Genomic DNA, 21,377 nt, shown 5'->3' with positions numbered 1-21,377 from the left:
GGCAACGCCGTTCAGTTAGGTGTGGAGGCGGTTCGTCAAGGCTGGTGAACGAGGCAGCGGAGCTGCTGTAAAAGAGGTCTGTCCTCCAAGACATCCTCACTACAGGAGCTCCGCTGTTGGAACAGGCTGCCATATCAGAGAGGTTCGGGGTAGCGGCCGGGGTGTTCGCGCCGGGGCACATCGGTGAGCTGACCCGGATCGTGCCCTTCGAGATGGTCGACGAGGTGCTGGCGCAGACCGGTGCGGTGCAGTCCAGGGTCCGGCTGGTGCCGGCCCGGGTCACGGTGTACCTGCTGCTGGCCGGAGCGCTGTTCACCGGGCTGGGATACGGGCAGGTCTTCGACCGGCTGTGCGCCGGGCTGGCGGACCTGCCGCTGGTCCGGCCCAGCGGCAGTGCTCTTCGCCAAGCCCGCCAGCGGCTGGGTCAGGCGCCGATGAAAGCACTGTTCGACCTGGTGAGCGGCCCTGCGGCCACGGCTGCTGCGGCCGGGTGGTGGCGGGGACTGAGGGTGGTGGCGGTTGACGGTACCCTGCTGCCCGTCCCGGACTGTCCGGCCAACCTGGCGGTGTTCACCCGGCAGCGTCTCGGCAACGGAATCTCGGGATACCCGCAACTGCGTCTGGTCGCGCTGGTGGCCTGCGGGACCCGGTCGGTGATCGGGGCCGTGTTCGGCCCGGCCACGACCGGTGAACTGGAATACACCCGCCGCCTGGCGGGGCACCTGCGGGCGGGCATGCTGCTGCTGGGCGACCGGAACTTCTCCGCCGCGGCACTGCTGAACCAGTTGGCCGCCACCGGCACCGAACTGCTGGTCCGCTGCAAATCCGGGCGGAACCTGCCACCGGTGGCCCGCTGCCGCGACGGCTCGGTACTGGCCCGGATCGGTGCGCTGACCGTCCGCGTCATCGACGCCGAGATCACCATCCGCACCGCCCACAGCACCCGCACCGGCCACTACCGGCTGCTGACCACGCTCACCGACCCCGCAGCCCACCCGGCCGGTGAGCTCATCCGGCTCTACCACGAACGCTGGGAGACCGAGACAACCTACGCGGAGCTGAAGACCACGATCCTGGGCGGACGCGTCCTGCGGGCCCGCACCCCGACCGGGGTCGAGCAGGAGGTCTGGGCTCTCCTGACCGCCTACCAGGTACTGCGGACCGCGATGACCGACGCCACCGACAGCGTCCCGGGCACCGATCCGGACCGGGCCGGCTTCACCACCGCACTGTCCTGCGCCCGCGACCAGCTCGTCCTGGCAGCCGGCATCATCGCCGACACCGCCATCGACCTTGTCGGAGTCATCGGACGCAACGTCCTGGCCCAGCTCCTGCCCCAGCGGCGGGTCCGCACAAAAGACCGCATCGTCAAACGAGCGATCTCCAAGTACAACGCACGCGGACCCGCCATCGACCGGACCACCTACAAAGCCACCATCAGCATCAACATGCTCACAGCCAATCCTTGACACCACCCAGCCCGCCCTAACTGAACGGCGTTGGATCTAGAGGTTGGGCTCGCTGACGAAGGGACTCCGCCACCCAACCGTGTTGCCGTCAGCTACTGCCGTCAAGAGCTCCCTCAGGACCCGCGGGGTTCAAGGTCCGCAGTGAGGACCGGCACTTCTTTACCGCACATCCGCTTCACCCTGTGGGCGTTCCGGTGCTCATCGACGAAACGGAAGCGGATCACCGTGTCGTCTCCCGCGCGAAATAGGCGGCGGCTTTCCGGAGGATCTCGTTGTCCTCCTTCAGACGGGCGTTCTCCCGCCTCAAGCGCTTGAGCTCTTCCTTCTCATCAGGGGTCATGCCGGCCTCACCCCCGCCGTCCGCCGCTCGGACCCGAGCTTCGTCATCGCGGACCCAGTTGCGCAGAGTCTCCAGATGAATGCCCAAGCTGTGGGCGATGTCGGTGAGGGTCCGGTCCTTCGAGGAGCGCACCAGGTCCACCGCGTCCCGCTTGAACTCTTCGAGGTAGCTCTTCCGCCTTGCCACCTTGGATCACTTCCCCTGGATGACCAATCATCCAGCGCCCAGGTGTCGGAATTTCGGGGGTCACTCCATTCGCCGACTGACACCGGACGGCACATCCGAGGCCGTCCGAGGCGGTGGGCCACCAAGGCGCACCAAGGCGTCCTGTACGGACGACCAGGGCCACCTTTCCATCGGACGTGCGCGCCTCGATCGCCCGCGCTCGGGAGTGAAGCATTCACACGGGTCTCACTCCTCCGGGCCTGGACCATCGCCCGCCCCAGACGACTACTGCGATTCCACCAACTGAAACCATCGAAGATAAGTCTCACTAAGCATCTGCGATCCCTCGATCAAGTTGGCCCAAGTTCCATCATGAAGAGCAACAGATAGGTCTTCCATTTGCTTTTGAAATTCCCCATGAGCCAGACCGATGACTCCCGATCCTTCGGCTTCATCCTCCAGGAAGCCCGCAATGGAATAAGAAGCAAGTAGTACGTTAAAGCAATTCTTACTGCTCGCCTCTGGGGCGCCCCAGGTGCGCAATACGTAGTCAGCCAAGGAAGCGATATCCATGACCCAGGCCCCCCATCCGGGAAGCTCCTCGACTGGGTCGTCGTCTGGGCCAAGAAAGTCTCGAATACCCCGACTTAGCGCCGCAGGGACAACTTCATCATGTCCCATTGCGCGGCTAATCGCATAGTCCCGAATATCCCGGACCAGAATCGTCACGCTACGGAATTCTGCGACAATTCTGTCGTCATCCAGCAATCCAGCTACACGAGCCAGGCACGCAGTTGCCACCTGACCTCGGCGCTGAGAATCGAGGCTTTCGATGGCTCCTGCTGCGTACTCCCGATCAAACATTGGCACTTCCTGTCAGTCCCAGACGAATTGACTCTGTCCTGTCAATCGACCACCACCAGGGGCAGACCTAATTCTGCCAAGAATGGCCGTCCCATCGCTTGGGCCAACCAATCGCGCGGCGCCAACCGAGTCACTGAAAGAATCGAACAGCGAGTTCTGGCACCAGGGGCAGACAGGTCGGTTCGCAGCACCAGCTACCGGTGTCCAATTTTTGCTGCGAATGTGGTCCAATGCGCTGGTTTCAGCGTCCCCCGCAGTCCTGTCAGCCATCTCCTCTCCCCCCTGAAGCCCTTCCCTTATCAGCCGGTCCAGCCCACGCTTTGCTGTACCACTCCAACCCACAACGTCATGCATATTGCCGTCGCCATCCATCGCGCGAATTATCGCAGTGGACCGTCGGCCTTGGGCACCTTCGGGAAGGAGCTTGTGCAGGGCGTCGACACGAGACTTCAGTCCCGCTGCAATAGCTTCGTTGCAGTTGTGGACGAGGATCGGTGTGGTGCCAGCTTCCACATAGTAGGTGTGGAGGTCGCCGATGGTGAGGTCGTAGGTGGTGGTGTTGGCGTGGTAGAGGCGGACGGCGGTGATCTGGGCGGTGCCGGTGGGGGTTTGGAGGGTGTCGCCGGTTCGGAGGTACTGGGCGTCGACGAAAGCGGCTCGCGTCTCGTCGTAGAAGGGGTGGTGGAACGTCGTCGTCAGGTGGCCGGTCTGGACGGCAGCCGCCGAGGAGACCGCAGCCGTCGGGGCCGTGTGATCGCTGGCGTGGTGGACGCCGCCGAGGGTGGCGAGGACCGCCGCGGACGCCGCCAGCCCGTATGCGGCCTTCTTCGCCGCCGCCTTGGCGATGGTCTTCGCCGCTGCCGACGCCCGGCCCCGTACCGACACCTTCACCGGCGCCGACACCGCGGCCGGCACCGCCCCCTGCGCCTTCACCGTCAGGTCCACGAAGTCGTGGTCAGTCCTGGTGACGATGACCGCGGTCACCTTGTGCTCCTGCGTGCCCGCCTCGCCCGGCACGGAGTTGGCGATCGTGTCGCCGACCTTCACCTCGTCGATCGGTTTCGACGTGCCCCCGGCCAGCAGAACGCGGGTGTTGCCGGTGAAGCTGTGCGGGCTTCCCGTCCTGCAGCCGGAACCTTCGCTCTCCGACCGCGCCCCCGCTGCCTCCGTCTCGGCGGCGGCTTCGTCCGTGGCGTCCGCGACGCCGGATTCGGCCGCCTCGGTGGCGCCCTTGCCGAACAGCCCGCCAACAGCCTCCAACGCCTTCGGGGCGAGCTTGCCGAGGACCTTGCCACCCAGCGAACCGAGAGCCCCGCCCACCGCGCCGGCGACCGCGCCGGTCACCGCGGAAGCGGCGAACGCCCCGGCACTGCACGCCGCACCACCCTGATCGGCGCAAGCGAAGCCCTGCTCGACCAGCGAACCCGCCGCACCCGCGACCGCGGCGCACCCGATCGAGCCGACCCCCACCGTGGCCGCCTCACAGCCGGCAAAGACCGCCGTGGACACCACGAACGACGTGATCGAAGCCGCGTGGTTCTTCGTGTACGTGGCCGCGGTCTTCGCCGCCTTCACCGTCGCCTTGTACGCGGTGCGGGTGGCGCTGGCGACGGTATGGACGGCTGCCTTGGCCTTCTTCGCGACGGCCTTGGCGGCCTTCTTGACCTTGGCCACCACCCGTTTGGCCTTGCGTTTGACCGCGTGGTAGGCGGTGGTGACCTTGCGGACGGCCGCGTGGTAGACGCGCTTCACTTTCCGTGCCGCGTAGTGGTAGACCCGGGTGGCTCGCCGCACGGTGGCGTGGTAGACGTCCCTGACCTGCTTGACGGCCTTGCGCACCTTCCGCTTCACCGCCTTGACGACCTTGTGCACGATCGGCGGCGTGTAGTGATAGACGAAGGCAGTCGCGTGCGAGACCGCCTTGTGGACGGCGTGCTTGACGACGTGAGTGGCCTTGTGGACGAGGCTGCCGAGGCCCCAGTGGCCGGAGGGGTCGGTGCCGTCGAGCGGGTTGTCGTCGACGTAGACGAAGGGGTTGGCCTCCACCGAGTCGGGCACCGGGTTCAAGGACACCGAGTCCTTGTTCATGAAGGTGCCGGTCGCGGGGTTGTACCAGCGGGAGTCGGTGCCGACCTTGCCGGTGTCGGCCTCGGTCCAGCCGGACTGGAAGCCGAGACGGCCCATCACGCCGGCGGTGGCGGTCACATTGCCCAGGGGGTCGTAGGTCGCTGACCCGGACAGGCTCGTCGCCCCGGACGCGAAGGTCCCGACGACGTCGTTGTGGGCGTCGGTGACGGCCAGCAGCCCGCTGCCTGGAGACGATCCGGCGTTGACGCCGGTCAGCCCCCCGGACGGGTCGTAGGAGTAGGTGTAGTTGCCGTCCGAGGCGATGGTGTTGTCGGCACCGGAGTACTGGAAGGTGCGGCTGGTCAGGTCGGCGGCGTCGCTGTCGGTGATGTTCCGGCCGACGGCGTCGAGGGTGTACGAGTGGTCGGCGGCGGTGATCTGGTTGCCGAAGGCGTCAGTGGTGTAGTGGACGGCTCCGTCGGCGGTGGAGGTGTCCGTCGTCATCGTGCCCCGCGCGGAGTACGCGTAGGAGTGGACGCCGTCGGAGGTGATCTGGTCCCGGGCGTCGTAGGTATAGACGTTGGCGCCGACCTGAACGCGGTTGCCGGAGGCGTCGTAGCTGTAATTGGTGGTCGTGGCGCCGTTGTTCCACGACGCGAGCCGGTCGGACTGGTCGTAGGTGTACGCGTTGTTCGACGCGCCGGCCACCCCGACGGTGTTCTTACTGGTCAGATTCCCGTTGTTGTCGTAGCCGTAGGTGATGCCCGACAGGGTGCTGGCACCCTGCACCAGGGTGTCGCTCTTGAGCCGGTGCGCGGTGTCGTACGTGTAGGTGCGGGTCTGGCCGGTTGAGCCGTACTTGATGGAGCTGACCTGCTCCAGCGCGTTGTAGCCATAGGTCAACTGCGTTCCGGAGGAAGCGTCGTTGAGGGTGGACAGTCGGCCCGCGGTGTCGTAGCCGTAGGAGGTGGTGCCGGCTGCGTCGGTGCGGGTCAGCGGCGAGGAGTCGTCGTTGTACGTGAAGCTGGACGAACCCGCCGAGCCCGACGCGGACAGCAGGTCGCCCCGGTCGTCGTAGCCGAAGAACTCGCTGGTGGCGGCCTGGTGGTCACGGGCGCCCGCCAAGCCGGCCTCGCCGGTCGACGCCGACTTGACCTGCCCGTCGCCGTCGTAGCTGAACGAGCGGGTCGCAGTCGCCGCGTCCGCCCCGCTGCCCGACGCCGTCTTGAGGTTGCCGACCGCGTCGTAGCTCATCGCCGTGGCGACGCCCCCCGGCTGGGTACTGGAGACCAGTTGCCCGTCGAGGTCGTAGACGTTGGTGGTGGTCGAGTCCGCCGCCGAGCTGTAATCGGCGGTGGCCGGCGCCCGCGCGGTCTCCTGCTGGCCCCACGGCGTGTAGGTGTAGTACCAGGAGTTGCCACGTCCGTCGGTGAACCGCGTCTGGTTGCCGGACGCGTCGTAACCGAAGCCGGTCGTGATGGAGTGCGTCGCGTCGACCGGCTCGACCTGCTGGGTGACGGTGCCGGCCGCGTCGTACGTGAAGTGCGTGGTGTGCTGGTTGGCGTCGGTGGACGCCAGCACGTTGCCGACCCCGTCGTAGACCTGCGACGACCCCATCAGGAGCTTGCCCGTCGCGTCGTACTGCTCGCTGGAGACCGGGCGGCCCGAAGCGTCGTACTCGGTGGTGGAGTACGTGTTGTCGGCCTCGGTGGTCCTGGTCAGGTCGCCCTGGTAGTCGTAGCTGTACTGCGTGGTGTTGGCGGCGCCGTCGGTCACCGAAGTGGTCTCACCCACCCGGTTGTACCCGTAGGTGGTGCTGACCCCGCCCGGGGAGGTGGTCGACGACAGGTACGCCCCGTACGGATTCCCGGTGGTCGGCGCGTAGGAGTTGGTGGTGGTCAGGGTGCGGGCGGAGGGGTAACGCTCCAGTGTGGTGGAGGTCTTCTGCCGGCCGAGGTAGTCGTAAGTGGCCTGGCTGACAGCGCCATTGGCATCGGTGATGGACAGTTGCTCGCCGTTGGCGTCATAAGTCGCGTGCGTGACCGAACCGTCCGCCGCCGTGGTCTGCGCGACGTCACCGAGCTGGTCGAACAGGGTGTGCGTTGTCTCGTTCTTGGGCGTCGTGGAGGAGACCTGGTTGCCGTCGCTGTCGTACTCCCAACTCGACGTCGCCGTCAGCGGTGTGGACGAGCCGGCCGGCGTGTAGGGCGGCAGTGTCTCGGAGACCTTGTTGCCGTTCGGGTCGTAGACGGTGGTGGTCTGGGCCCCGTTCGGGTCGACCTCCTCGACCGCCTCGCCGTAGGTGTTGAACCCGCTGGTGGTCACCGGCCGCTGGGTCGACGGTGTGCCCCCGTTGGTCTCGACCTGCACCGCGGGGGCGGTGGTGACCGCCAGGTTCCCGGCCTCGTCGTAGTCGTAGTCCGTGGTCTGCACGTCCGCGTCGGTCATCGACTTCGGCAGACCACGCTTGTCGTAGGTCCACTTGGTGACCTGCGCGGTGGAGGAACCGACCGTTCCGCCGGTGCGGCCGTTGCCGTAGAGCTTGGTGATGTCGGCGGCGCTCAACGCCCGCGGGTAGACCTGCACGTTGGACTCGGATCCGGCCACCGCGTCGCTGGTCGCACCGCCGGCCGTCCGGGTACCGCCGATCGTCAGCGGCCCGGTGCCTGTCCAGGGCGTGGGATCGGTGGCCGAGGCGGCCGGCGCGCCGTTGATGTACAACCGCATCGCACCCGTACTGGCGTCGAAGACGCCGACCAGGTGGGTCCAGGTGTTCAGCGCCGCCGGAGCGGTTGCCTGCGCGTCGTAGAAAGCGGACGGCGAGGTGACATCGGAATTGGCGATGTGGAAGCGGTAGGCGTTGGCGCCCGGGTTGTACTGGAGGTAGAAGGAAGCCCTGTTGGTGCCTCCCTGGGCGACGAACGTGCGGAACGCCGAGGCGTCGGTGAGGTCGACCCAGGCCGACACCGAGTAGGAGGCCGTCGTGTCCAGTACGGGACCGTTGGTCGCGATGAGGCTGTTCGGCCCGGAGGTTCCGCTGAAGGTGGCGGCCCCGCCCGACCACGTCACGCCGGACCCGACCGACCCGGTGTTGCCGGTACCCGAGGAATCGTCGACCGTGCTGCCGCTGGTCTGGTCGAGCTTCCACCACCCGGACGGGTGGCCGGAGGAGTCGCCGGAGATGCTCTCGGAGAGCTGGTCGCTGGCCGCGTCGTAGGTGTTGGCCGTGGTGGTGCGGTTGCCGGTGGTGTCGCTGTCGGTCTCGGTGGCGACCATGTCGTCGGGCGTGTACGAGACGGTCGTGGTGCGGTTGGCCCCGGTCGGGTCGACGGTGGTGGTCGTGGTCCGCGATGCCGCGTCGACGGTGAAGTTGGTGACCGTGGCGCCGTTGTCGGTGGTCTCGCTGAGCTCGTTGCCCGCCGCGTCGAAGGTGTTCGCGGTCAGTACGCTGCTGCCGGTGCCGTCCGCGCTGGTCCTGGTGACCTTCGCGGTCAGGCCGTTGTCGGTGTACGTGTACGCGGTGGTGTTGCCCATCGCGTCGGTGATCGACGCCAGCCGCCCGGCGGGATCGTAGGCCCGCGACGACTCCACGAGCAGCTTGGCCGGCTGCGGGTTCACCGGGTCCCCGGTGTACATGATCCCCTGCGTGAGCAGATGGCCGTCGTCGTCATAGGTGTACTGGGTGGTGGTCCCGGACGACGTCACCTCGCTCAGCTTGTTGCCCGAGTGGTCGTAGGTGTACGTCGTGGTGTTGCCGTTCGGCAGTCCCGCCGCCTTGTTGGCGTCGCTGTCCGTCGAGACCTGGTCGTACTGGTCGTACGTCTGTGTTTCGGTGCGCGGGGCGTCACCGCCGGTGGCGTCCGCCACCGTCTGCGAGGTGACGTCCCCGTCCGCGTCGAAGAGCGTGGTGGAGACCGCCTGATGGATCGCGCCGCTCGCCCGGTCGGTGATCGGCGGATCCGTCTCCCGGTAGACCTGACCGGCCGCGTCGTAGGCGTAGGCAGTGGTCAGACCGGCCGGATAAGTGTCGGAGACGACCTTTTTGGTCAGCACCTGCCCGAGGCCGTCGTACGTGTACGACGTCACCAGACCCAGCGGGTCCGTGGTGGCGGCGACATCACCGGTGTGCAGGTACGCGATCGAACTGACCGCGCCACCGGGCGTCGTCGACCGGACCGGAAGCCCCTTCGGCACCGTCCCGCTGTCCGCCGCCGGGTAGGCGCTCGTCCCGTCGCTGTAGACCGTGCTCTCGGTGCGCCCGTTGGGGAAACCCGCCACCGGTGGCGTCGTGACGGCCGTCTCGTCACCGTCGGCGTCATACGTGTGCGTCGTCAGATACGTAGGATCCGTCGCCGAGGCGGACCGGCCGTCCCGCTCGGTGAGCAGTACGTCGTTGCGCGGATCGGCGGTGGTCAGCTGCGCTGTCGTGTCGTCGGGGTAGTAGGTGTAGTACTCCGTCGAGCAGCGGTTCGCGGCCTGGTCCTGGCAGGTGGTGGACGACACGATGTTGCCGCGGACGTCGTGGCCGGTGACCGTCATGGCGCCGTTGGGATCGACGACCGTGTGCTCGAAGCCGCCGGTGTCGTAGCCGAAGCTGGTGGTGTAGCCGAGGCCGTCGGTCTCGCTCAGCTCCCGCTCGTTGTTGTCCAGGTCGTACGTGTAGGTCGTGACCGCGCTGTACGGCGGCGGCGAGGTGACTTTCACCGTCTCCACCGGCAGCAGACCGGTCGAGTTCTGACCCGCCTCGAAGTGGCTCTCGGCGTCCTGCGCGGTGAGCGCCGTGCGGTACATCGCCACTTCGGCGAGGGACCCGTTGAAGTAGGCGACCGTGCCGCTGGTCAGTCCGGTCCAGCCGGCGCCGGTGGTGCCCGCGCCGATATAGGCGGTGCTGCGGGCTGCGTTGGACAACCCGGCCGTGCCGGTCTTCGTCGCGGCCTGGACCCCGTCCAGGTAGAGGGTCTGGGCTGTTGGTGTGGCGCTGAGCAGGACGTGGTGCCACTTGCCGTCGGTCACGGTGCCGGTCGTGCCCAACTGCACGGAACCGGCGGTGGTGGAGAAGCCGCCGTGCAGTTTGTTGTCGCTGCCGATCCACAGTTGCGGCGTGGTGGAGCTGACGGTGCCACCGATGGCCGCGCTCTGCGAATTCAGCAGGATCGCCGTGCCGTGGGTGGTCTTGAACCAGAGTTCCGCCGACGCCGCCGTGGCACCGGTGACGGTGTCCGGGACCTTCACGTACGAGCTGGTGCCGTTGAAGGTGGCGGCCTTCTGGTCGCTGAAGGGGCCGGTCGTGCCGAGGGTGACGGCGTTGTACGTGCCGTTGCCGCCGCGCGTCTCGTCCACCGCTGCCGAGGCTCCGGCGGCTTCGCCGAGCCGGAAGTACGTGGCCGGGGCGCCGCCGAGGACCGCGCTGCGGTAGGTCTGGCTGGAGCCGGCGACGGTGGGCGCACCGAGCTTCCACACCCCGCCGTTCTCGTCGGTGAGCTGGGTCAAGGTGGTGGTCGCCGGGTCGTACGTCATCGTGTGGTAGGTCTTGCCGGACGGCCGGATGGTCGAGCTGAGCAGGGCGGCGGGGTGGGTCCCGAAGTTCCGCAGGGCGGTGACGTCGGCGGCCACCAGCGGGCGGTCGTACCAGGCGGCGTCCGCGATCTGACCGTTGAAGTAGGTCGCCTTGCCGGTCGGGTCGGTGGTGCTGGAGTTCGGCTCGTCCGGCCACTTGCCGCCGAGGAAGCCCGCGCCGAGGGTGTTGTACGGCTGGTTCTTGCCGAAGGCGAGGCCGGGCTGGATGCCGATCGTGCCGGACAGCGAGCCGACCTTGGCACCGTCGAGGTAGAGCGTCTGGGAGTTGCCCGCGGCCGACATCACCATGTGGTGCCACTTGCCGTCGGCGACCGAGGCCGAGGTGGACATCGGGGCTATGCCACCGCTGTTCCAGAACTCGGCCTTCAGCTTGCCGTCCGTGCCGACGTAGGCCGCCGGGGTGTACGCGCCCGGCGAGTCGCCGGCGGTGACGGGCTGCGAGGCGTAGGAGTACAGCACCCCCGGGCCCGCGGAGGTCTTGAACCACAGCGACAGCGCGCCGGAGTCTGTGTTGTTGCCCATGTCGAACGGCAGCGTCGCGTACGAGCTGCTGCCGTTGAACCCGATCGCCGTGGCCGTGGAGCCGGCCATCGGCCCTGCCGCGCCGTACGTGACGTTGCTGTAGACGAGGTTGTCCGCGCCCTGGTTGGCCGGCACCGCGTCCTTGCCCGCCGTGCCCGACGCCTCGGACATCGGCCACATCGCGTGCGGCCCCAGGTCCAGGGAGGCGTTCTGGTACTGCGAGCCGGCGGTGTACCCGTAGGTCGTGCACTTCGTGGTGGAGATCGGCGAGCAGACCGAGGTCAGCTGGTCGCCGGTGTAGCCGTAGATCCACGTCTGCGCGCTCGTTGGCACCGCCGAGTCGACCAGGTCGGTCGCGATCGAGGAGATGTGCGCGGCGCTCGCCCCCGTCGGGGTCTGCCACGTCAGATGCAGCGCACGACTGGAAGTGACCGACGTCATCGTCGTGATGTGACCACCGGACCAGAGGAACGTCAGCGCGTGCCCGTCCGCGTCGGTCACCGACGAGATGCCGTACGCCCCCGAGCCCAGTGACTGCGTGAACGCGTACACCGTCGCGTCCTTGTCGGTCAGCGAATAGCCGCCGGTCACTGCCTTGAAGGTCGCGAAGCGCCCGGAGGGCGGGGCGTAACTGCCGTCGCCGTTCTTGCCGAAGCCGACCTGGGACCCGTCCGGATAGGTGACGACGTTGGAGACGATCGCGCCCGCGGTGTTGTACTGCTCGGTGGCGCGCGCGTCGAAAACGCTCGACCAGCCGGTGCCGAACGCGCCGGTCCAGCGCGGGTCACGGGAGTTGTAGGACCGGTCGACGTCGAGCCCAGGGCCGACCACCGAGATACTCGCGTCGGTGTCGTCGGTCGTGTAGTTGCCGATCGAAGCGTCGAAGCCGTGGTCGGAGCTGTTCTGCGACAGCCCCGACGTGATCAGCGGCTGCGGCACCTCGACCGACAGCGCGTACCAGGTGGCCGCGGAGTACAGGCCCGCGTCGTACGACTGCACCGTCCACTCGTAGGTCTGGCCCCATGTCAGCTTGCCGGCCGGCACCGTCCAGTCACCGGTGGCGAGCAGCCCCGAGTCGACGACCTTGGTGCCAGTGTTGTCGACGATCTGGAAGTCGTACTTGGTCGTCGTGTTCGCCTGCGAGTTGGCGCCACCCGACCAGGCGGTCAGCTCCGGCGTGGTCGTGTACGCGTCCGCGTTGTTGTTCGGGTACTGCTGGTAGACCTGCGGCGGGGTGGTGCCGGTGTAGGTGACGTCGATGTACGGACCCAGGCCGGGGTCGCTGAACGAACCGAACTGCTTCCAGTGCAGGTTGTCGGTGGTGTCCGCGTAGACCGCGAGACCGTAGTCCGGGGTGGTGCCGTTCACCCACCCCTGGATCGAAGCGGTGGTCAGCGGCACCTCCACCCAGTCACCCACACTGCGGTCGGAGGCGTTGTTGGCGCAGGCGTGCGGGACGCTGACGGTGAGGTTGCCGATCGAGGCGCCCTTCGACGGACCGGGGTAGGTCGTCACACCGGTCGGCGTCCACGCGCTGGTGACCAGCGCGACATCGAAGCGCTCCGCTGTGCAGGTCGACGCCCAGGTGTCGAAGAGGTGCAACGACGCCTTGGTGACGGTCACCCCGGAGCCGTCCCAGCCGCCGTACCAGTGGTTCACGAAGGAGTTGGCGGAGTGGGTGCCGGAGTCGTAGGACCCGACCTTGACGGTCTGCTCGAAGGAGTGGTCGCCGTCGTTGCCGGATTCGGCGTAGGTGGTGGTCCAGCCGTCGACGATCTCCGGCGGTGTCACCAGGGTCGGATCGACGGTCACCGGGAAGACCCGGGCCGGGTCGTGCAGCCAGGACGGGTCGAGAGTGACCCGCAGTGCGGTGCCGGAGCCGTCATGGATCAGGCGGTAGGTGACGGCATAGGTGGTGGTGGGATCACCGGAGCGGCGGTCGACCTTGGAGTCGTACGCATAAGCACGCGGAATCCGGACCGCGACCTTGCCCGCCGCGTCGCGCAGCTCGATCGACCCGTCCTTGACCTGCACCGGGGTCAGGCCGTGCGGCGACAGCGGGAACGTCCAGGAATTCGCGGCCTGCGCCGAGTGCAGGACCACGGACTCCTTGACACCCGTGGCGGACGGGGAGAGCACCAGGTCCGTCTGCGGGAGGGCGGCGGTGTAGGTGACCTCGGAGCCCGCCACGGTGCCGGTGACCTTCGCCGCGCCCCGCAGGCCGTACGAGACCCTGTGCTGCGCGTCAGGACGGAAGGACGCCAGTGCGCTGTCGCTGCTCTTCGCGGCGAAGTCGACCTCCACGGAGTTGGCCGCCTCGTGCAGCCGGCCGTCAGAACCGCGCCGCACCTTGGTGTCGATGGGCCGCCATGTCCCCTTTCCGTCGCGGTAGTTGACGGGGGATTGGGAAACCCGCCGGGTCCGCGTGCCGTCCGCGTTGTCGTAGACGGTGGTGGTGGCGTCCGACGCGGCAGCGTCCCGCTTGCTGGTCTTCGCCGAGAACCCGCCGACGAGCGCGCTGCGGCCCGACGGCGTCGCCTTGGCATACGGCTGGTACGCGTCCAGCTCGCTGGGCGCCTTGCCCGGCTTGTGGCCCGCCCCGCCCGCGGCCCGCGTGGACGCCGCGGTCGCCCGATGGCTGCGACCGGCGGCGGTCCCGCCCTGCTGCCGCGGTATGTCGTTCCAGTGCGGCGGATGATTCGCCCACGACATGAGCGACGACAGGCTCGGCATCGACAGCGCGGGCAACGTCGCCCCGTCCGCCGCCGCCTGATCGGTCGCCAGCATGAACGCCAGCGCCACGAACGCGAACATCGCGGTGATCCGCAGCCACCCTCTGCGGAGGGCGGAACGGCGCACGGAGCGACTCTTGGAGCGACCACGGAAGGATGCGCGCACGGCACAGGCCCCTGACAGAATCGACACAGAAAACGCGCAGATCCTGCCTGTTGTGACCGGCTGTTGACCAGACCAATCCCCCGTTCCGTCGACATTTATTGCCTGTACATGACGAAGCGCGGCAACATGTCCCGAGTGTCCGATTCGCTCCTGGGGCGACCTTTGCCGGTCGTCAGGTTTCAACGCGGCGGGGACGTTCGCGGTCCGCCTGTGGGCCGGCGGCAACTTGGCCGCGCCGGGGGTGAGTTGAGGGCCCGGACGGAGCCGCACGCCCGCTCGGCGGACGGCCGGGGATGCCGCCCCGGGCACGGCGGGGGGCGCCGAGGACGGTGCCGGCCGAGGTGCGGGGTCAGCCGTGGGCGAGGGCGGTTTCCACCGCGGTCCCGACTGCGGTTCGCGTACCCGCGACGGCGGTCACGTTGGCGCCGCCCCCGCCCCCGCCCCCGTCTCCGTCCCCGTCTCCGGCAGCCGTGCCAACGACCAGGAATCGGGCCCCGGGATACTTCGCGGCGGCCGACGCGGCGGCGCCGTCCGGCGCCGCCCCCACCGTCAGCACGACGGTGCACTTCCGCTCCACCAGCGTCGCCAGATACGGCCCGGCCGCGCCCGTGCTCTGCTCCCCCGCCATCGCCAGATACGTCACCTTGGCGTGTGTACGGGCGGAGGCATCCTGCATGCCCGCCCACACCGGCGCCGCCGCCGGATCGGCCAACCCGCGCTCCCCGGTGAGCAGGCACGCCTGCTGCTCGGTGTAGACCCGCGCCCTGGCCGGCGGCAACTCCCGCGGCCGCCCGGACCCGGACCCCGCCAGAAGGACGACAGTCACCACCGCGGCCAGCGCCACGACCCCCGCACCACCGGTCACCGACCAGCCGCGATGCGCGCGTATCCAAGCCTTCACGACGCGCAGCATACGGCCGGCCCACCCGCTGCGACCGCCCCAGCACCTCTGCGCTCCGATCCGCCGATCAGCCGTCCGCCGTCGCCACCGGCCACGTGCGCCGTCGGACGAAGGGCTCAATTGGCGTCCGACGTGGACCTGCTCGTGCGGGGGGGTACACCGGAGCCCTGACCTCCACCCCGTTATGTTTTTCGCGGTCCCGCAAGAGGGCCGCTGGCCTCCGGGCCCGGTATGACTGTTGCCCCCTGTCGAACGGATGACCTGGGGGGTGGTGTCACCGGGCCCGAGGGGTGCCGTCGGAGACGCTGATGAGAGGTCCGGCCACCGCCCGGCCTGGCGCAATGCCACGACTCGACTCTCGCAAGAAAACGAGTCACCACGGAATCCGGAACGCTTTATACTACGCAGCTCCGAATCCGCGTGGCTCCTCGTAGACGATGCGCCCCATCTCTTGGCCCAGGTAGGGCTTCGGCTTCCCCGGTGGCAGGACAGGTGCAACCGTGCGGAAGACGCGGTGCAGTGCCTGTCCTTCGTAATCGGTGAGTCGCTCAGTGGCCTGCAGCCACACTGCGCCGGTCGGCAGTTCCCACACCTCGTGAAAAGCTCCGCTCGCCCGCAACATATCTGGGCCGCCGAGCCGGGCCGCGATCTCCGGAGCGCAAACGGTCACCCACGGGTACCCACGGAGGACGCTCCGGCTCTCCGCCACGCCCAGCATCGCATCGCGCGCCTGTCGCATCTCCAGCATCGTCTGCCCATTTGGCCGCCAGTCGTCCCCCACTCCCCCGTAGGTGACCGGCATATCCTGCACCATTCTCCAGAGGAATCGACGCGCATCCTCATTCGTGATCCGCGCGATTCGATTATGCGGTCCGTCAGGAAACGTTTCGAACTCGCAGCCCATCCGGAACCACTGGCCGTGCTCGCTGGCGATCCGTGCCGTGATATGGGCACGGTCGCCATGCCGCGAATAGCCGTTGGCATCCAGCTCGACTATGTGCATCTCCGCGCCCGCCGGAAATTTCGCGAGTCCCTTGAGGAAGGTCTCCCACCCACGCGCGGACCAGGCCCGCCGGCTCGTCACTCGTCCCCAGGCGTTTCCGACCCGCACCAGCGCCGCCCACATACTGCCGGGTTCCCCCCACGGCGAATCACCCACCCCTGGCCGAGACATCGGCAGCGCGACCTCACCATCCCGAAGCCCGGCGATGACATCGGGAAACAACTCCTCCGGCATGCGCCTGGCCGGCCACGAGAAGCCCGGTGAGACCAGCCTGTCCCCGACCGTCCAGAAGGCCGTCGCACTCGACTACACCGTCAACGTGGCCGCCTCCCTGAAGATTCTGGCCGACAAGTGGAACGAGGTCCACACCACCGGCCAGACCGTCACCGTCAACAATGACGACGCCTCCAAGCCCGAGAACTGGTTCACCGCGGTCTGGAACTACAACCTCGGCTTCAACGCCCCCGCCGGCGCTCCCGGCGTCTCCTGGGGCCTGGGCTGGTACAACAACCCCGCCAACCCCATCTACCCCGCCTCCCGGCTGGCGTTCATGGACACCAGCCTCGACCCGGGCGCCAACCACGACGCCGCCCACCCGCAGGACTGGCCCTACGAGGAGAAGGTGATGGGCTGGGCCGCCTGGTCCATCGACACCGGCCACTCCTACGCCACCACAGGACGCCAGGACTGGCCCGGCGACAGCGGCTTCTCCTCCGCAGGCTTCCAGCCCTCCTGGTGGCTCACCCCCGCACAGCGCAGCGAGATCAAGCCCCCGCTGAACACCTTCTGCAACACCAGCAACGACTGCGACGTCAACAACCCGCCCCCCTGCGAGACCCAGCACATCGACGGCTGCGACCAACTCCACTGGTGGAACGCCCAGAACACCGTCTGGAAGACGGACTGCGCCGACACCTGCGGCCACGAGAGCATCAAATACCTCACCCTGCGCGCCGAACCCGGCCGCGGCTACCGCCTCCAGTACGGCGAACCCGACTGCGAGGGCCCCCCTGCGGGCGCCGTCGTCGTCAACTCGGTGCCCAACGGAACACCCACGTGGAGCGATACCTGCGGCAACGCGACATCCTCCGGGTCCTTCCAATTCACCTTCTACCCCGACTCCTCGGGCCAGTACGAGGCCAAGAGCGATCTCCATCAGATAGGCGGCGGCTACCAGGGCCACTTCTGGTACGCCCACGCCCGCGACAAGACCGCCCTCGGCGGTGACGGCGGGCGCATGACCGTCCTGGGAACCTGGTCGATGAGCGGCCCGGTCGCCGCGAAGCAGGCCGAGGTCCTCGTACACATCCCCGACACGGGAGCACAGACCAAACAAGCCGTCTACCAGATCGAGACCGCCTTCGGCACCGTCAAGCGCACGCTCGACCAGAGCGCTCACGCGGACAACGACTGGCTCGTCCTCGGCGCCTACCGCTTCAACAACAAGACGCCGCAGGTCAGTCTCTCGAACACGGTGAGCAGCGGGAACGGGGACGACGACGTCGCGTACGACGCCGTCGCCTTCCTGCCCGGCGACTTCGGTGTGCCCGACGGCCCGGCGATCGACCTCACCCTCCCCAATGCCGACGCCACCAGCCCCAACCCCGATCAGAAGGTCCAGCAGCCGAGCCACAACGTCACCCCTCCCCTGAGCCAGTCCGGCGCCTCCGCCGAACGCGTGGCCGGAAAGGCTGCCGCGAAGCCGCAATGCGGACCGGTGGAGAACGGCGCGCAGGCGTGCATGGGACCGTCACTCGCCGAGACCTCCGACCGCGCCGCCGCGGCCCGCGTCGCCCCACTGGACGCCGACGACTGGTGCAACTCTGAGGACCCCAAGCCGTACGCGACCCGGTTCAGGGAGTGCGACCACCGCATCGTGCCCGGATACATGCGCCTGGACGGGGAGGACCAGGCGGTGGTGAGCTTCTATTTCCACCGCGAACTGCTGCTGGACGACTCCGCCGGGACCTTCCACGAGGTCCTGTCCATCACCCCGTATTTCTGGGGAGGGCCGGTTGCCATGGTCAACATGCATATGGACCGGCATCTGTGCGGGTCCGGCTGCGCACCTGACAACTCCGCCTCGTGGGACGGCCAGCCGTCCTGGACACCCGGCGACACCCACGTCGCCACGCTCACCACCGAATACACGTGGGACCACTCCAAGGCGGGTGGGGCCCTCTTCCTCAAGCCGGACTTCCAACTCTCCGCGGACATCATCCCCGCGGCGGGCTACCCGAACGTCCCGACGGTCGGCTACCAGTTCAGCCTGGACAACCCGACCAGACTCGACGAAGTCCGCTGCGACACCGTCATCGACACCGCCGGCGGCTGCGTGTTCGTCAACTACGCCCCGACCTACACGTTCAACGCGGGCAAGTTCCCGCAGGCCGCCGCGCACGCCTGGCTCGTGCAGACCGAGCTGCTGCCACAGCCGGGACTCCCGGCCACGCCGCTGTACTACCTGCCCGGTGGCCGCGACGAGCAGAACAGGGATGTGGTCTGCGACGAGGAAGGGTGGGCCGCCGCCAACGGAGACCCCGCGGCGCTGAGCAGCCCGAACGACACACTGAACTGCGACGAGTTCTCCTTCAACGCCACCTACAACAGCGGGGGCATGCCCGCCTCATTGGGCGGGCTGAATCCCGTGTCCTCCGGCAGCGAGTGCCTGCAGACGTACGCGAAGAACGTGAACGGGACCGTTCACCTGTACAACATCGGCGGCTACGCCCCACAGTGGTCGGAGGTGTGCGGCCGCTCGTCGATATCAGGAAGCCAGAACAGCGGCTCGGCGGGCGGGCTGAGTAGCTTCTTCAGCAACCTGCGGCTGATGAACGGGGACGCCTTTCTCCTCGACACCGGGATGACCTCCGACTGCGCTCCGGTCGGCCGATCCCTCACCTGCACGATGACCCTGCGTCCGTGACGCACCGCGGTGGGCTGCCGGCCAAGCCGGCGGCCCACCGCGGATGTCGGCGAACGGCTCCGGAGCCGCCTGCCTACTCGGGTCGGAGCGGCCGCCAGCTCGACGGGATCCGATCCCGCACCCGGATGTCGTGCCACGACAGCCAGCCGTCGGCGACCCCGGGCACCAGGATCCCCCGGCCTGCTCCCCCGTGGAGTTCGTCGGCCACGCCCTCGATCCACTCGGCGAACGTTTCGCCCGATTCCTCCGGCTCGGTGAACTCGCCAGCATGGACATTCCACCCCAGCTGCCCTGTCGGTACATCGATGAAGTTCCAGAGGCGCGGCTCAGCCGTCGACATCGCACACGCGGGAACCCACGGACGCGGACCCATCTCCTCGGCTTCGAGGATGGCCGACAGCGCCTGATCACGACACCGGACCGCATCCATCGGCGGGAACACGTCATAGCCCCGGAGGATCCGTCGGCGAGGACCGCTGCCACGGCCCCCGACATGGCGCGACCACAACGCCAGCAATTCCGGCGGCAGTTCCCCCAGGGCATCCTCCGCCGCGGCGACCTCGGACGGATCGGCCGGGCCGGGCAGCGTCGCGTGCGACTGCGGCGCATGCACCCCCAGCCACTCCTCGATGCGCCCCCAGGCGGCTGTCGTCCGCTCCGCACGAGACGGGTCGTAGTCCATGCCCCGATGCTAGTCGCCGCGCCAGCAGATGAAGGTGCGGATCAAGGTTCACCGCCTCGAGTTCTCCCGCGAGCCGGTGGCGGCCGTCCAGCCTCCCGGACCCTGGGTGGGTCAGGCATTGCCGAACGGATGGGCCACCGCGAGCAGCCACCCTGCGCTATTCCATCCCGACCGCGCCCATCAGCAGCGTGTTGCCGAGCTGCGCGGCCGCATCGGCGACCCCATACAGGCCGACGCATTCCCAGCACCACGGGCGTTGGCACATTGCCACAATTCGGTAGGCCGTAGAGACCGCCGTCGGCTGCCCCCTCAGGCACCTATCTGCACGCTCGCTGCACGGATGGCCACCGCTCGGCCACCGTAACAACGACCGCACACCCCAGAGCTGAGGCCGAGACCAGTAAAGACGCAGCTCAGAGCCCCTCTTGAGCAAGATCCGTCACAGATCCGAAACCTGCGACCAACGCACTGCGATGCGCAGACCTCACGTGCCCGATTAGCCCGAATCCCAAGGTCATCCGAAACACAAAACCCCAGGTCAAAGGCTTGACCTGGGGTTGACCATGGAGCCCCCTGTCGGATTCGAACCGACGACCTTCGCTTTACAAGAGCGGTGCTCTGGCCGGCTGAGCTAAGGAGGCGCAGGGAGCAGTGTACCGGGAGCGGGTCGGGGGGTGGTTCGAAAATGGGGTCCGGGGGCTGGTGACAAGGGAGCACCCGGCAGGTACGGTCACCAGGAGTCTGTATGCAAACGGACTAGACCAATCAAGAACGCACCACAGTACGTTCTTCCTTTACTCGGATCGTCCGGCACGTTCCTGCCGGTGAAGGGACCGCAACAGTCATGGCTACTGTCACGTTCGACAAGGCGACCCGGATCTACCCGGGTGGCGACAAGCCCGCGGTGGACGGGCTCGACATCGAGGTCGGGGACGGCGAGTTCCTGGTGCTCGTCGGGCCGTCGGGCTGCGGCAAGTCGACCTCGCTCCGCATGCTCGCGGGGCTGGAGGACGTCAACGCCGGCTCGATCCGCATCGGTGAGCGCGATGTCACGCACCTGCCGCCGAAGGACCGGGACATCGCGATGGTGTTCCAGAACTACGCGCTCTACCCGCACATGACCGTCGCGGACAACATGGGCTTCGCGCTGAAGATCGCCGGCGTCAACAAGGCCGACATCCGCAAGCGGGTCGAGGAAGCCGCCAAGATCCTGGACCTCACCGAGTACCTGGCCCGTAAGCCCAAGGCGCTCTCCGGTGGTCAGCGGCAGCGTGTCGCGATGGGCCGCGCGATCGTCCGTGAGCCGCAGGTCTTCCTGATGGACGAGCCGCTGTCGAACCTCGACGCCAAGCTGCGTGTCCAGACCCGTACCCAGATCGCCAGCCTGCAGCGGCGCCTCGGCGTCACCACGGTCTACGTCACCCACGACCAGGTCGAGGCCATGACGATGGGCGACCGCGTGGCGGTGCTCAAGGACGGCATCCTGCAGCAGGTCGACAGCCCGCGGAACATGTACGACCGCCCGGCGAACCTCTTCGTGGCCGGCTTCATCGGCTCCCCCGCGATGAACCTGATCGAGGTCCCGATCCACGACGGTGGCGTGAAGTTCGGCAACGCGGTCGTCAACGTGGCGCGCGACGCCGTGCAGGCCGCCGCCGACAAGGGCGACAAGACGGTCTTCGTCGGTGTCCGCCCCGAGCACTTCGACATCGTCAGCGGCGAGAGCACCGGCCTGTCGAAGGACGCCCCGGCCGGCCTGGCCGTCACCGTCAACGTGGTCGAGGAGCTCGGCGCCGACGGCTTCGTCTACGGTGCCGCGGAGGTCGACGGCGACCACAAGGACATCGTCATCCGCGTCGGCGGCCGTGACATCCCGGAGAAGGGCTCCGTGCTGCACGTGGTCCCGCGGGCCGGCGAGACCCACGTCTTCGCCTCCTCGTCCGGCGAGCGCCTCAGCGACTGA

Annotated in this window: 9 protein-coding genes and 1 tRNA gene; 3 read left to right on the top strand and 7 right to left on the bottom strand. The window is 68.0% G+C overall.

Annotated elements, in window-relative coordinates; genetic code table 11:
* Window positions 1–116: 116 nt before the first annotated feature.
* Window positions 117–1,469 carry an IS4 family transposase gene (locus OG552_RS20440; RefSeq protein ID WP_329134981.1) on the top strand — a complete coding sequence of 451 codons (1,353 nt, stop codon included), beginning with the start codon at window positions 117–119 and terminating at the stop codon, window positions 1,467–1,469.
* A 220-nt stretch (window positions 1,470–1,689) separates the two neighbouring features.
* On the opposite strand, the gene OG552_RS20435 is transcribed toward OG552_RS20440, so the two are convergent.
* From OG552_RS20435 to OG552_RS20415, 5 genes are all read right to left on the bottom strand, one after another.
* Window positions 1,690–1,995 carry a transposase gene (locus tag OG552_RS20435; RefSeq protein ID WP_443070983.1) on the bottom strand — a complete coding sequence of 102 codons (306 nt, stop codon included), beginning with the start codon at window positions 1,993–1,995 and terminating at the stop codon, window positions 1,690–1,692.
* A 264-nt stretch (window positions 1,996–2,259) separates the two neighbouring features.
* A complete protein-coding gene (locus tag OG552_RS20430) occupies window positions 2,260–2,838 on the bottom strand; it encodes a hypothetical protein (RefSeq protein ID WP_329134979.1) in 579 nt (192 codons plus the stop codon).
* Between the two features lie 12 nt (window positions 2,839–2,850).
* On the bottom strand, window positions 2,851–13,863 hold the full coding sequence (locus OG552_RS20425) for a LamG-like jellyroll fold domain-containing protein (RefSeq protein WP_329134977.1): 11,013 nt from the start codon (window positions 13,861–13,863) through the stop codon (window positions 2,851–2,853).
* A gap of 388 nt (window positions 13,864–14,251) precedes the next feature.
* On the bottom strand, window positions 14,252–14,803 hold the full coding sequence (locus tag OG552_RS20420) for a hypothetical protein (RefSeq protein ID WP_329134976.1): 552 nt from the start codon (window positions 14,801–14,803) through the stop codon (window positions 14,252–14,254).
* A gap of 400 nt (window positions 14,804–15,203) precedes the next feature.
* Window positions 15,204–16,040 carry a hypothetical protein gene (locus OG552_RS20415; RefSeq protein WP_329134975.1) on the bottom strand — a complete coding sequence of 279 codons (837 nt, stop codon included), beginning with the start codon at window positions 16,038–16,040 and terminating at the stop codon, window positions 15,204–15,206.
* Here OG552_RS20415 and OG552_RS20410 point away from each other — a divergent pair.
* Window positions 16,012–18,732 (top strand): hypothetical protein, encoded by a 2,721-nt coding sequence (locus OG552_RS20410; RefSeq protein ID WP_329134974.1) that lies wholly within the window; start codon window positions 16,012–16,014, stop codon window positions 18,730–18,732. The genes OG552_RS20415 and OG552_RS20410 overlap by 29 nt on opposite strands.
* A 73-nt stretch (window positions 18,733–18,805) precedes the next feature.
* On the opposite strand, the gene OG552_RS20405 is transcribed toward OG552_RS20410, so the two are convergent.
* Together OG552_RS20405 and OG552_RS20400 are read right to left on the bottom strand one after the other, a co-directional pair.
* Window positions 18,806–19,414, bottom strand: a complete 609-nt coding sequence (locus OG552_RS20405; protein ID WP_329134972.1) for a hypothetical protein — start codon at window positions 19,412–19,414, stop codon at window positions 18,806–18,808.
* 564 nt (window positions 19,415–19,978) lie between these two features.
* Window positions 19,979–20,055: transfer RNA gene (locus OG552_RS20400), tRNA-Thr, on the bottom strand.
* Window positions 20,056–20,258: 203 nt separating this feature from the next.
* Here OG552_RS20400 and OG552_RS20395 point away from each other — a divergent pair.
* Complete coding sequence (locus OG552_RS20395; protein ID WP_329134970.1) at window positions 20,259–21,377, top strand: ABC transporter ATP-binding protein; 1,119 nt, start codon at window positions 20,259–20,261, stop codon at window positions 21,375–21,377.

The sequence above is a fragment of the Streptomyces sp. NBC_01476 genome (assembly GCF_036227265.1).
Taxonomy (GTDB): Bacteria; Actinomycetota; Actinomycetes; order Streptomycetales; family Streptomycetaceae; genus Actinacidiphila.
This window is presented reverse-complemented; position numbering and strand designations above follow the sequence as displayed.

Coding starts and splice junctions, on each gene's coding strand:
- OG552_RS20430 (WP_329134979.1), bottom strand. CDS start 2,838: ATGTTTGATCGGGAGTACGCAGCAGGAGCCATCGAAAGCCTCGATTCT.
- OG552_RS20410 (WP_329134974.1), top strand. CDS start 16,012: ATGACATCGGGAAACAACTCCTCCGGCATGCGCCTGGCCGGCCACGAG.
- OG552_RS20415 (WP_329134975.1), bottom strand. CDS start 16,040: ATGCCGGAGGAGTTGTTTCCCGATGTCATCGCCGGGCTTCGGGATGGT.
- OG552_RS20405 (WP_329134972.1), bottom strand. CDS start 19,414: ATGGACTACGACCCGTCTCGTGCGGAGCGGACGACAGCCGCCTGGGGG.
- OG552_RS20395 (WP_329134970.1), top strand. CDS start 20,259: ATGGCTACTGTCACGTTCGACAAGGCGACCCGGATCTACCCGGGTGGC.